The sequence below is a fragment of the Chryseobacterium manosquense genome (assembly GCF_014623485.1).
GTDB lineage: Bacteria > Bacteroidota > Bacteroidia > Flavobacteriales > Weeksellaceae > Kaistella > Kaistella haifensis.
In genome coordinates this window covers 2,199,321-2,212,593 of record NZ_CP060203.1, presented here as the reverse complement: position 1 = coordinate 2,212,593, position 13,273 = coordinate 2,199,321, and the positions used below count along the sequence as shown (strand labels likewise).

Here is a 13,273-nt window from a genome sequence, read left to right as displayed (position 1 = left end):
ATGATATTACGGTTTTGCAGATTCTATTTTTACGCCTATATCTTCAATTCCCTTCAAATTATCGGTTCTCATCCCATGGACAACTCCAATCTGATAATCCCCATTTTTAGGAAATTTGTAATTGATTTTATACTGAAACAAGGTTTCTTTGGTGTCTCCGAATCCTTTTCCGATCCATTCGCCATTAGGTTTTGCCAATACATAATTTAAAGTATCTGTGATTTTTTTGTTGGATTTTGCTTCCCCAAAATTCACAATAAACCGGATATTGCTGTAAGGATATTCATTATTGTTTCTTACAACAAATATAATATTTTTTGGGAGCTGGGCATCGTGTACCGTAAAACCGAATTTTTGCTCGGTTTTTTTGTTCCAAATTCCGTTAATGGATTTTATATCAACGTTTTCCGAAGCGCTGTTGCAACCTATTAGCAGAACTAAAACGGAAAAAACACCCAAGATTTTATGCTTTGTCATCACGTTTTGGCTGAAATTTCTTTTTAAATTTTTTCGGTTGCTGGTTCGGCGATTTAGCATTTTGGGGCTGGTTTGTAGCAGCAGTATTGCTTTTCTCGTTAGGTTTTGCAGCAGGTTTATTTTCAATTTTTGCTTTCGGAGGATTTGAATTATTAGGTTTAGGACCGTTATTCGGTTTTTTTCGGTTTTGGTTTTGATTTTTTCCAGAATTTCGGTTTTTTCTCTCAAAACGATCCATATTGTTTTCCTGAATCAAATCGACTGATTTCACCGGAATGTCACTGGTTTTCATCTCTTCCAAAGGTGGAGTTTTTTCCCCTTTTTTGTTTTGAGCGATGAGTTTTTTCACATCTTGAACATCCAAATCATACCAAGCCATCGAACGATCGGCATACGCAAACCACATTCTCTTTTTGAAAACGTCGATTTTAATGCAGAATGCTTTTCCGTTCACCGTATCAATCGTAGTTGATGAAGATGGGAAATCGCTCAATGCATCCAAATAGCTATCGAGTTCATAATTGAGACAGCATTTCAGTTTACCGCATTGCCCGGCAAGTTTTTGAGGATTGATGGACAATTGCTGATATCTCGCCGCATTGGTATTCACCGATCGGAAATCGGTTAACCAAGTTGAACAGCATAGTTCTCTTCCACAAGAACCAATTCCGCCAACTTTTGCAGCTTCTTGTCGGAAACCGATTTGTTTCATGTCGATTTTGGTACGGAAGGCAGCAGCGAATTCTTTAATTAATTGTCTGAAATCCACGCGGTTATCAGCGGTGTAATAGAAGGTAACTTTCGCGCCATCTCCTTGGTACTCTACATCGGTAATCTTCATGTCAAGATTCAGGGCGTGGGAAATTTTTCTTGCCTGAATTTTTACAGATTCTTCTTTAGCGCGTACTTCCTGCCAAACTTCAATATCTTTTTGGTTGGCTAATCGGTATATTTTCAGAGGGTTTTCTTCAGAGAAATCTTTCTTTTTCATCTGAATTTTCACCAATTCCCCTGTAAGGCTTACTACACCTATATCGTGACCCGGGCTGGATTCTACTGTGACGATGCTTCCAATATGAAGCGGTAAATTGTTGGTATTTTTATAAAAAAATTTACGATCATTCTTGAACCTCACTTCAACAAAATCGGTTGCAGATTTTGAAGGATTGCTGACATTCGAGAGCCAATCGAAAACATTTAATTTATAGCTGTTTCCACAAGTATTTACATTTTCACAGCCATTCGCAGATTTTGTTCCGCATGAATGGGACGAATCGCCGGATGTTTTGCATCCACAACTCATATTTATATATAATTATCTACTGCAAATTTAGTATAAATTTATTTTGCAGATAACAAAGCGTTTTATTTTCACCTAAAGATTTTTAGTTTTCAGGATTATTGTAATATTATTAAAGATAATTCATAAATATCGCTAATATTATGCAAATCATATAATTTAAAAATTTAAAATTGTTATGGTTTTCATTCTATTATTTAATTTAAATAAGAAAAATTCAAATATTTTTTAATGTTTGTTATTGCCTTTAAATAAAGTGTTTTTTAAATTTATTTCGCCTTAATTTAGTTAAACGGAATGGTGAATTTACCATTCGTTTAAAAATATTTATGGTTTGTTAACATTTGTTTAAAAAATAATTTTATATTTGGAACATTAATAATGATTTTATGAAAAAAATAGTTCTATCAGCAGCTCTTTTGGCCGGTGTACTTGCGCAAGCAGGAGGTTTCAGAGTTGCATTACAGGGCGTAAAGCAATTGGCAATGGCGCATACCAGCGCACACGCAGAAGATGCGAGTGTGGCATTCTTTAACCCGGCGGGGATTTCTTTTATCCCCAATAAACTGAGTGTTGCCGCGGGAGGATTTGGCATTAATTCGGAAGTAAATTACCAAAATACTTCTACTTTGCAATCTTATTCTACTGAAAATCCTTTGGGAACACCAATTTATGCAGCGGTGGCCTACAAGATTTTAGACGAAGTTTCTGTTGGTTTTAGTTTTGCAACTCCGTTTGGGAGTACCGTGAAATGGCCTTCAGATTGGGCAGGAAGCGAAATCGTGCAAGAAATTGAACTGCAAGCATTCTATTTTCAGCCGATGGTTTCGTTCAAATTGGCGCCGTGGGCATCTGTAGGGGGTAGTTTCATCTATGCAAAAGGATCGGTAGATTGGACCAAATCGGTAACGCAATTGGGAGGAACTTTAAATATTAAAGACGACCAGGCTTCCGGAAAAGGTTTTGGGTTAGGTTTCTATTTTAGACCAAATGACAAATTGGATGTGAGTATCGCTTACCGTTCACCAATTGATATGGAGGCAAACGAAGGACTTGCTACATTCAATATTTCTTCGAGTTTGTTTTCCGCAGTAGGTTTGGATGCTAACGGACAAGATAAATTTAAAGCTATTTTGCCTTTGGTTGATGAATATACAATTGGGGTAACATATAAAGTGACTCCGAAATGGTCGGTTTCCGGGGATTTCAACTATAGCGGATGGGATCGATATGGTAGACTCGTATTGGATTTCGAAAATGCTAATGTAAATCAAGCCGGACCAGATCCAACGATTCAGGTTTCTCCGAAAAATTTCCATAGTACAAAAACTTGGAGAATCGGTACCCAATATATGGTTACGGATAATTTCGCGGCAAGATTAGGTTACTATTATGACGAATCTCCGTATGAAGATAAAGATTTCATCCCAGATACTCCATCTTTTGACGCCAATGTAATTACAGGTGGTATCGGTTATAAGTGGAAAGGATTGGGGATTGATTTATCAGGAGCATATAACTTCCAAACCGCAAGAAAAGTAGACAATTCCTACTATGATTTCTACGGACAGGCAAAAGCGAAGGCCTATTATTTCGGTTTAGGTTTATCTTACAACGCATTTTAAGAACTATTTTAATTATGAAAAGAATATTAATTTCAACAATAGCTGTTTCGGCTTTACTATTTAATGTAAGCTGTGACACCAATTTCGACCAAGATGTAAGCGACATCGTCGTTTCTAAAGGCGATGCAGATTTTACCAAATATGTAGCTTTAGGAAACTCTCTTACCTCTGGTTACCGTGATAATGCTTTATACATCGATGGGCAAAACGAATCTTACCCAAGTATGATTGCTAAACAAATGCAATTAGCTGGTGGAGGCGAATTTAAACAACCAATGATGTCTGATAATTTGGGTGGAATCCCTGCTGTCGGAGTAGGAAATAAGTTGGTTTTGGCAGTAAATCCAACTACCGGAGCTTTAGGACCGGTTGTTGCGTCAGGAACTGCGACCAATACCATCGCGAGTATTTTTTCTTCGGGACCTTATCAAAATATGGGCGTACCAGGTGCTAAATCCTATCACTTACTTGCTCCGGGATATGGTAGCGCTGCAGGATTGCAAACAGGAACTGCAAATCCTTATTTCGTAAGATTTGCCTCTTCAGCAACCACAACTGTTGTTGCGGATGCCATGGCTCAGAATCCTACTTTCTTCTCTCTTTGGATAGGAAATAATGATGTTTTGGGATATGCAACTTCCGGTGGAGATGGTTCTAATCCAATCACTTCCGAGGCGTTATTTACTCAAGCTTATAATGGATTAATCGCGACCCTTACTTCAAATGGAGCAAAAGGTGTTGTAGCTAATATCCCGAATGTAACGGCAATTCCGTTCTTTACCACGGTTCCTTATAATCCGGTTCCGTTGGATGCTGCTTCAGTTACGGCACTTAACCAACAGGTTTTCGGTCCGTTAAAGCAAATTCTTACCGCTTATGGACAAGGAGATCGTCTTAGTTTAATGAAAGCTACCCAAAACCCAGTTTTGTTGAAAGATGAATCCTTAACCAATCTTTCAGCTCAAATTACAGGAGCTTTAGTTGCAGCAGGAGTTCCGGCTCAGCAAGCAGGTTTAATGGGGATAGTTTATGGTCAAGCGAGACATGCTACTTCAGCGGATTTATTACCATTAACAACCAGTTCAGTAATTGGTACGGCTCCAAGCTCACCTTATGCTGTAGCGCCTTTCAATAAATATGGAGTAACTTTCCCATTAGATGATAAGCACGTACTTTCCAGCACTGAAAAAGATGAGGTTTTGGCTGCAACTGCTACTTTCAATGGTGTAATTAAAGCGGTTGCAACTGCTAAAGGACTTGCTTTTGTAGATGCAAATGCCAAAATGCTTGAACTTGCAAAAACATCAGGAATCCAATTTGACGGGGTGAAATATACTGCAACATTCGTTACCGGAGGAACTTTCTCTTTGGATGGAGTTCACCTTACAGGAAGAGGGTATGCATTAATTGCTAATGAATTTATTAAGGCCATTAACACTACTTACAAGTCTACACTTCCTATGGTTAATGTAAATAGCTATTCCGGAGTTAAATTCCCGTAAATACTATTCGAAAATAATCAAATTTTAAAACCACTTGAAACTCTTCAGGTGGTTTTATTTTTTTAAATTTGCACATCTAAAAAAAGTAAAAATGGCTGATCAGGCAAGTTATCTCTTTTCCACAAGAACGAGTAAAGTTTTGGCGGAAAAAATTGCTCAACATTATGGGCAGGATTTAGGAAAAATTAAGTTTCAGGACTTCAGTGACGGAGAGTTTGAGCCGGTTTTGGACCAAACCGTAAGAGGTGGAAGGGTATTTTTAATAGGCTCTACATTTCCACCTGCAGACAATCTTTTGGAACTTCTATTAATGATTGATGCCGCCAAAAGAGCATCTGCTAAAAGCATTACAGTGGTTCTTCCATACTACGGTTTGGCTAGACAAGATAGAAAAGATAAGCCAAGAGCACCAATAGGAGCAAAATTGGTTGCAAATCTTCTAACTGCAGCGGGTGCAACAAGAATTATGACCATGGATTTGCATGCAGATCAAATTCAGGGATTCTTTGAAATTCCAGTAGATCATCTTTATGCTTCCTCAATTTTTATTGAATATATTCAATCATTACAATTAGATAACCTTACGATCGCCTCACCTGACATGGGAGGAGCGAAAAGAGCAAAAAATTACGCAGGTCATCTTGGTGCAGAAGTCGTAATTGCTTACAAAGAAAGAAAAAAAGCCAATGTAATCGAAGAAATGTTCCTTATTGGAGATGTCGTAGGAAAAAATGTTATCCTTATCGATGATATGATTGATACCGCGGGAACTCTTTGCAAAGCTGCCGATATTCTAATGGAAAAAGGAGCGAAAAGCGTTCGAGCAATGGCAACGCATGCGGTTTTTTCAGGCAAAGCTTATGAAAATATAGAAAAATCTAAAATTTCAGAAGTTATTGTAACCGATACCATTCCTGTGAAAAGCGAATTATCATCCAAAATAAAAGTGCTTTCATGTGCAGAATTATTTGCAGATGTAATGAAAATGGTACACGAACACAAATCGATCAGCGATAAATTTATTATTTAAAAAATAATCTTTATCTTTGCACCCTTAAAATTTTTTAATTTATTATAATGAAATCAATTACAATTCAAGGTACAAAAAGAGAAAGCGTGGGCAAAAAGTCTACTAAAGCTTTACGTGATGCTGAATTAGTTCCTTGTGTTGTTTACGGAGGAGCCGAAACTTTAAATTTTTCTGCTGAAGAAAGATCTTTCAAAGGTTTGGTTTATACTCCCGACGCACACACGGTATCTATTGAGGTTGACGGACAAACTATTCCTGCAGTACTTCAGGACATCCAGTTTCACCCAATCACCGACAAAATTCTTCACGCAGATTTCTATCAATTAGCTGACGATAAGCCAGTGGTGATGGAAGTTCCAGTAAGACTTACCGGTCGTGCAAAAGGGGTTGTTTCCGGTGGTGCACTTCGTCAATCTTTCAGAAAATTGAAGTTGAAAGCACTTCCTGCTAACTTACCAGACGAAATCGTGGTAGATGTTACTCCTCTTAAAATTGGTAACAAACTTTATGTTGGAGATATCAAAACTGATGGATTCTCATTCATGCACCCAGACAATGCAGTAGTAGTTGCTGTGAAGATGTCTAGAACTGCAATGAAAGGTGGTGCAGTAGTAGAAGATGATGACGATGAAGAAGGTGAAGCTCCTGCAGCAGAAGCTACAAGCGCAGAATAATTTTCTCGAAATAGTAATAAATCCCGTCAATTTTTTGATGGGATTTTTTTTGTTTTAAAAATTGCGATTTTAACTAAAGAATCGGTAATTGGCTTCTGGTAAAGTATTGTTTTTCAGGAGTTTTTCATAATCATCAGAAATAATTTTCCGCCCGAAAGTATTTTTTCCGCTCATGCTTCCGAGGCGAATTTTATCTTTTCCGTATTTCCGGTTCAGGAAATCCATCGCTTTCATCACCGGAATATGTTTCGCATCCACATCTTTTTCGAATAGGCTGGTTATGCGCTCGTTATCGGGTACAAATTCTGAAACAACAACACCTGCTTTTTTGTAATGATAACCTTCTTTATAAATAGCCTCGAAGATTTTATTGGCCATCTTTGCGAGTACGATTGAGGAACTGCTGGGATTGGGCAATATCATCGAAAAACCATTTTTATACTCGCCCAAATCCTTTCGGAAGCGGTTGGTGTAAATGAAAACAGTAATCACCTTGCAGCATGAGTCTTGCTTGCGAAGTTTCTCCGCACAATACATCGCAAAAGTTTCAATCCGTTCCCGAAGTTCTTCTTTTTCGGTAATCATTTCCATAAAGCTGCGGCTAACACAAATCGTTTTTTTTCTCGATGGTTCTTCCAAAACCAATTGTGGAATTCCTTTTAGTTCATTGATCATTCGGGTTCCGTGGATTCCCATGATTTTTCTAACCCAAATTTCAGGTTTCTGGAGCAAATCCCAAGCTTTATAAACGCCGTTTTCGTGCATTTTTGCCGCAATTCTCCGCCCGATTCCCCAAACGTCTTCGATAGGAAGCCATTTCAGTGCTTTTTCAATTTTTTCCGGAGTATTCATGATGTAAACTCCTGTTGCGAAGCGATCCGGATATTTTTTTACGATTCGGTTGGCGACTTTGCACAACGTTTTAGTCGGCGCAATTCCGATGCTTACAGGAATTTTTTGCTCATCGATAATGCGTTTTCGAAGTTCTTCGCAATAAGTTTGCAGATTGAAATATTTAAAACCATGAAAATCCAGAAAAAGCTCATCAATGCTGTAGATTTCATATTCCGGAGCGTAGTTTTTGGCAATTGCAGAAACTTGTTGACTTAAATAATTGTACAATTCAAATTTTGCTGAGAAAACCTGAACATTATTTTTAGCAAAAAGATCTTTGTATTTAAACGCCGGAGCGCCCATCGGAATTCCCAATGCTTTCGCCTCATTGCTTCGGGAAATCACGCAGCCATCATTGTTTGAAAGTACCACAACCGGTTTGTCCTCAAGACTTTTGTCTAGAGTTCTTTCGCAGGAAACAAAGAAGTTATTGCAATCGACCAGTGCGTACATTTTCTTAGATTTTGGTTTTTTGGAAGAATTTTTAGTGAAAACGATGTTCAAAATTAGGCATTAATTTCATGAAAAAAAGTAAAACTTATGCACATCATTTTGTCGGAATTTTTAACTATTTTTACATCAATATATTAACATCAGTGACCAAAAAATTACTTTATCTGATTTTCTTATTGAGCCTGTTTTTTTCGCAAGCTCAGCAAAATCAAGAATTTAAAATTACCAAAGATTATTTTGATTATCAGCGTCTTATGTTGAATAATGAATTTAAAAAAAAATTTGATTCCGAAACAAATTATGAAGAAAAAAGAAGCATCAAGGAGAATTTTTCGGAGTTTATGGTGAAGCTCGACAGCATTCAGAATACTGCTTTTATTGCAACTTTAATTAAAGTAAAAAATCGGGAAGATTTAGACAGAATAGCCTCTAGAAAAACCACGATCGATCACGCTGAAAATCCACAAAAGCAAATGCTGAACGAACAAGCAACCTATCCCGGAGGCTTCGAAACGCTGAGAAAACAAGTTGCTGATTTGTTTTATTCAGACTCGGTTTTACCAGGCCAAAAATTATTAAAAACCAGCGTAGTTTTCGTGGTTGAAAAAGATGGAAGCATTAGCAGTGTGCGTGCGGAGGGAGACAATTTCACATTCAACCGGCAGGCTGAAATCGCTATTTATCTTTTACCAGAGAAATTTTCTCCCGCGGTTGTCAACGGAACAGCTGTTCGCTACAGGTTTCGTTTGCCTTTAGCCATGAATTTTGAGTAAAGTTTTTCACTCTTTTTAAATTATTAACAAAGAATGTTTACGGACGAATATTATATGAAAATGGCGCTTCAGGAAGCGCAAATTGCTTTGGAAAAAGATGAGGTTCCCATCGGCTGCGTCATCGTTTCCAACAATCGAGTGATCGCAAAAGCACATAATCTTACCGAAGCTTTAAACGATGTTACGGCTCATGCAGAAATGCAAGCGATTACTTCTGCGGCAAATTATTTGGGCGGAAAGTATCTTCAAAATTGTACGCTTTATGTTACGCTCGAACCTTGTGTAATGTGCTGCGGAGCGCTGAATTGGTCGCAAATTTCCAAAGTGGTTATCGGAGCGAGAGATGAGCAGCGGGGTTTCATTAATAAAAATTTATCGCTGCATCCAAAAACCGAATTGGTAGTTGGTGTGATGGAGAATGAATGTTCCGATTTCGTGAAAAATTTCTTTAAAAGTAAAAGATAATAGCGTAGGTATTAAATCAAAAAGCCTTGTCAAAATAAATTGACAAGGCTTTGTGTTCGGTTTAATTTTGCAATATTATTTTGCGTTTTGCTTCTTTTTTACCTTTTCTGAAGCCAGTCCGTCTTTAGTTTCATTTAGCTGTAAAACAACGGTTTCACCCTCCGAAAGTTGCTTGTTCACGAGCATTTCTGCCAGTAAATCTTCGATGTATTTTTGGATCGCTCTTTTTAGCGGTCTTGCACCGAAATCTTTGTCCCAACCTTTTTCTGCGATAAATTCTTTCGCTTCCTGGGTGAGTTCAACGTGATAATTCAATTTTTCGAGACGGTTGTATAGTTTGCTCAATTCTAAATCGATGATTTTGGTGATGTCTTCTTTAACTAATGAATTAAAGATCACGATGTCATCAATTCTGTTGAGGAATTCCGGAGCAAATGCTTTTTTAAGAGCATTTTCAATGGTGCTTCTCGCTCTTGCATCGGTGTTGGATTTTTTCGCGGAAGTTCCGAATCCTACACCGTCGCCGAAATCTTTAAGATCGCGTGTTCCAATATTGGAAGTTAAAATGATAATGGTATTTCTAAAATCAATTTTTCGTCCCAAAGAATCAGTTACGAAACCTTCATCCAAAATCTGAAGTAGAATATTGAATACATCCGGATGCGCTTTTTCAATCTCATCTAAAAGTACCACGGCATATGGTTTTCTGCGAACTGCTTCGGTCAGCTGTCCACCTTCTTCGTAGCCCACATATCCCGGAGGCGCGCCTACTAATCTGGAAACAGCGAATTTTTCCATGTATTCACTCATGTCGATGCGGATCAACGCTTCATCCGAATCGAAAAGTTCGCGGGCCATCACTTTAGCAAGCTCGGTTTTACCAACACCGGTGGTTCCTAGAAAAATAAAAGTTCCGATTGGTCGATTAGGATCTTTCAATCCGGCACGGTTTCTTTGGATGGCTTTTACCACCTTTTTTACCGCATCTTCTTGGCCGATAACTTTACCATTGAGCATAGCATCCATTTGTGACAATTTATCGAGCTCATTTTTGCCTACTTTCGTTACAGGAATTCCACTCATCATGGAAACAACTTCTGCAACGCTTTCTTCGGTAACGAGTTCTTTCTTTTCTTTCACATTTTTATCCCAAGCTTCTTGAGCAATATTCAGTTCGATCTGTAATCTTTCCTCCTCATCTTTCAGTTTTCGGGCTTCTAGATAATCTTGTCTTTTTACTGCTTGATGTTTTTGGTCTTTTATTTCCTCTATTTTTTTCTCATAATCGATGATTTCATTAGGAACTTTCATGTTCTTAATATAAACACGAGAACCAGCCTCATCCATCGCATCAATAGCTTTATCCGGTAGGAAACGATCGGTAATGTATCTTGACGTAAGATTTACACAAGCTAAAATTGCTTCATCGCTATAATTTACGTTGTGATGATCTTCGTATTTGTCTTTAATTTGATTTAAAATCTGTACGGTTTCTTCCACAGAAGTAGGTTCCACCATTACTTTTTGGAAACGTCTTTCCAATGCACCATCTTTCTCGATGTATTGTCTGTATTCATCAAGGGTTGTCGCTCCTATGCATTGAATTTCGCCTCTAGCCAAAGCAGGTTTAAACATATTCGAAGCATCTAAACTTCCGGTAGAACTTCCGGCTCCCACGATGGTGTGAAGCTCATCAATAAAGAGAATCACGTCGCGGTTTTTCTCTAGCTCGGTCATGATGGCTTTCATTCTCTCTTCGAATTGGCCACGATATTTGGTCCCTGCTACTAAACTTGCAAGGTCTAAAGTAATCACACGTTTTCCGAAAAGGACACGAGAAACTTTTTTCTGTTGAATTCGTAGTGCCAAGCCTTCCGCAATAGCAGATTTACCGACACCAGGCTCACCAATTAAAAGTGGATTGTTTTTCTTTCTCCTCGACAAAATTTGAGAAACCCTTTCGATCTCCTTCTCACGACCAATTACTGGATCGAGTTTTCCGTCTCTCGCAAGCGCAGTTAAATCTCTTCCGAAATTGTCCAAAGTCGGGGTTTTACTTTTACCTGTTCCGATGTTGCCGGTTGGTTTGCGCATTTGTCCGAATTCTTCGCGCTCTTCATCACCATCATAAGCACTCATTTTCGGATCTTGACCAGAATTTTTAAGCATCATTTGATACTCTTTTGTAACTCTTTCGTAATCGACATCATAGGAGCCAAGAATATTGGTCGTAGGATCGTCAGCTTTATATAAAATCCCTAAAAGTAAATGAACGCTATTGATTTCCGAACTTTGGTATTGCCTGCATTCGAGTTCCGAACGTTTTACGGCTTGGTCTGCCATTTTGGTGAAGGAAATCCGATCATTATCTGGTGAAAAAGGGTTGAGACCCGATACCGACATGGTTTCGATTTTTCTTCTAATTTGAGTTAAATCTGCTCCCAGATTCTGCAAGATTTCTTTGGCAGAGTTCTCGGTTTTGATGATTCCCAGAAGGAAATGCTCCGTATTGAGGAACTCGCTTTGTAATCTTCTCGCTTCGCTTTTGCTGTGTTGGAAAACTTGATCCAAACCACTTGAAAATTTATAATCCATAATATTTGTTCAAAATTATCATTAAAAACATTCTTGAGTTTTTAATTGCTCTATCAAAGTTACAAATACTTTACCAAAAGTAAATAATGACTTTATGGCAGTAAAAAATTTTCCTATTCCGTTCAAAATGATTAGGTTTGCTATCCAAATATATAGCATGAACCCTGAAATCACCAACTTTATAGGCTATGGCGCATCTTTTTTCGTCGTGCTAAGTTTTATTCTCAAAGACATCAATAAAATCAGGATTGTAAATTTGATAGGATGCATTTTGTTCGTAATCTACGGAGTTTTCAGTGATTATCTTTGGCCAATTATCATCCCGAATGCCATCCTATGCTTTATCCAAATTTATCATTTGGTGAAAAAGAACTAATTTGCCGAGATGAAAGTTTTGGTAAGCGTTTTCAATAATTTATGTACAGACCAACGTGTAGAAAAGGTTTGTAGAACATTATCTGAAAACGGTTTTCAACCTGAGCTTATTGGAAATAATTGGTGCGGATTGCCCGAAATGAAGAGAGATTATCCTTTCTCCAGAATCATGTTGAAATCTAAGGTTTTGAAGTTTGCGTATGTTGAATTTCAAATGAAACTTTACCATGAATTGCTCCGCAAAGCCAACATGAACACCATTCTTCTTTCTAATGACCTCGATACACTATTGCCGAATTATTTGATTTCAAAGAAATTCAATATTCCATTAGTTTTTGATAGCCATGAAATTTTTACCGAAATGCCGTCGGTAAATGGAAGATTCACTCAAAAAATTTGGCGTGCGTTGGAATCTTTCGTTGTTCCCAAACTCCGTTATATGATGACGGCGAGCGAAAGTTACGCAGATTGGTTCACAAAAACCTACGAAATCGAAAGGCCGACTGTGGTACAGAATTTCCCTAGAAAAACAGCAAATCTACAGGATTATTCTCAAATAAATTCACCGAAAATTATTCTTTATCAGGGAGTTATCAATCCTTCTAGAGGTTTGGATAAAATGATTCCCGCGATGAAATTTATCGAAAATGCAGAACTTTGGATTGTCGGTGATGGACCCAAAAAAAAAGAATATTTAGCTTTAACAAAGGATTTAAAGCTAGAAAACAAAGTTAAATTTATTGGAAAATTGCTTCCCGAAAAACTTCGAGAAATTAGCAGAAAAGCTGATGTTGGGCTCAGTATCGAAGAAAATAATGGTTTGAGTTATTATTTTTCTATGCCGAATAAGGTTTCGGATTATATTCAGGCAAGAATTCCGGTCGTGGTTTCCGACTTTCCAGAAATGAGAAAAGTAGTTGATCATTTTCAGGTAGGTGAAAAGATTCGCAATTATGAAGAACTTGCTGATCGAGTAAAAATCGTTCTCGAAAAAGGGAAATCTTTCTATGAAAACCCTTTAAATAAAGCAGCAGCTGAACTTTGCTGGGAAAATGAAGAGCCTAAAATCGTCAATCTTTTCGAAAAAGTAGCAAAAGAGAATTTCTAAAT

Annotated in this window: 12 protein-coding genes; 8 read left to right on the top strand and 4 right to left on the bottom strand. The window is 37.7% G+C overall.

Going from position 1 to position 13,273, the window contains the following annotated elements:
* Positions 1-6 precede the first annotated feature (6 nt).
* Together H0S70_RS10645 and H0S70_RS10640 are read right to left on the bottom strand one after the other, a co-directional pair.
* Positions 7-477, bottom strand: a complete 471-nt coding sequence (locus H0S70_RS10645; protein WP_188320781.1) for a gliding motility lipoprotein GldH — start codon at positions 475-477, stop codon at positions 7-9.
* Entirely contained in the window at positions 464-1,780 is a 1,317-nt protein-coding gene (locus H0S70_RS10640; protein WP_188320780.1) for a PSP1 domain-containing protein, read from the bottom strand. Before H0S70_RS10640 ends, H0S70_RS10645 begins: the two co-directional genes overlap by 14 nt.
* A 386-nt stretch (positions 1,781-2,166) precedes the next feature.
* On the opposite strand from H0S70_RS10640, the gene H0S70_RS10635 reads away from it, so the two are divergent.
* The 4 genes from H0S70_RS10635 (at position 2,167) to H0S70_RS10620 (ending at position 6,608) form a co-directional block, all read left to right on the top strand.
* Positions 2,167-3,402, top strand: coding sequence for an OmpP1/FadL family transporter (locus H0S70_RS10635; RefSeq protein ID WP_188320779.1), 1,236 nt, complete (start codon positions 2,167-2,169; stop codon positions 3,400-3,402).
* A 14-nt stretch (positions 3,403-3,416) separates the two neighbouring features.
* Positions 3,417-4,904 (top strand): SGNH/GDSL hydrolase family protein, encoded by a 1,488-nt coding sequence (locus tag H0S70_RS10630; protein WP_188320778.1) that lies wholly within the window; start codon positions 3,417-3,419, stop codon positions 4,902-4,904.
* A 91-nt stretch (positions 4,905-4,995) separates the two neighbouring features.
* Entirely contained in the window at positions 4,996-5,934 is a 939-nt protein-coding gene (locus H0S70_RS10625; protein ID WP_123249396.1) for a ribose-phosphate pyrophosphokinase, read from the top strand.
* Positions 5,935-5,981: 47 nt separating this feature from the next.
* A complete protein-coding gene (locus H0S70_RS10620; RefSeq protein ID WP_188320777.1) occupies positions 5,982-6,608 on the top strand; it encodes a 50S ribosomal protein L25/general stress protein Ctc in 627 nt (208 codons plus the stop codon).
* A gap of 69 nt (positions 6,609-6,677) precedes the next feature.
* Here H0S70_RS10620 and H0S70_RS10615 read toward each other — a convergent pair whose 3' ends face one another.
* Complete coding sequence (locus tag H0S70_RS10615) at positions 6,678-8,006, bottom strand: Y-family DNA polymerase (protein ID WP_228453719.1); 1,329 nt, start codon at positions 8,004-8,006, stop codon at positions 6,678-6,680.
* 17 nt (positions 8,007-8,023) lie between these two features.
* On the opposite strand from H0S70_RS10615, the gene H0S70_RS10610 reads away from it, so the two are divergent.
* Both H0S70_RS10610 and H0S70_RS10605 read left to right on the top strand, forming a co-directional pair.
* Positions 8,024-8,728, top strand: coding sequence for an energy transducer TonB (locus H0S70_RS10610; protein WP_228453718.1), 705 nt, complete (start codon positions 8,024-8,026; stop codon positions 8,726-8,728).
* Between the two features lie 33 nt (positions 8,729-8,761).
* Positions 8,762-9,193, top strand: a complete 432-nt coding sequence (locus H0S70_RS10605; protein ID WP_123903867.1) for a nucleoside deaminase — start codon at positions 8,762-8,764, stop codon at positions 9,191-9,193.
* 75 nt (positions 9,194-9,268) lie between these two features.
* Here H0S70_RS10605 and H0S70_RS10600 read toward each other — a convergent pair whose 3' ends face one another.
* Entirely contained in the window at positions 9,269-11,788 is a 2,520-nt protein-coding gene (locus tag H0S70_RS10600; protein ID WP_188320775.1) for an ATP-dependent Clp protease ATP-binding subunit, read from the bottom strand.
* A gap of 157 nt (positions 11,789-11,945) precedes the next feature.
* On the opposite strand from H0S70_RS10600, the gene H0S70_RS10595 reads away from it, so the two are divergent.
* Both H0S70_RS10595 and H0S70_RS10590 read left to right on the top strand, forming a co-directional pair.
* Positions 11,946-12,164, top strand: coding sequence for a uroporphyrinogen decarboxylase (locus tag H0S70_RS10595; RefSeq protein ID WP_088263878.1), 219 nt, complete (start codon positions 11,946-11,948; stop codon positions 12,162-12,164).
* A 9-nt stretch (positions 12,165-12,173) separates the two neighbouring features.
* Positions 12,174-13,271, top strand: coding sequence for a glycosyltransferase (locus tag H0S70_RS10590; RefSeq protein WP_188320774.1), 1,098 nt, complete (start codon positions 12,174-12,176; stop codon positions 13,269-13,271).
* Positions 13,272-13,273 lie beyond the last annotated feature (2 nt).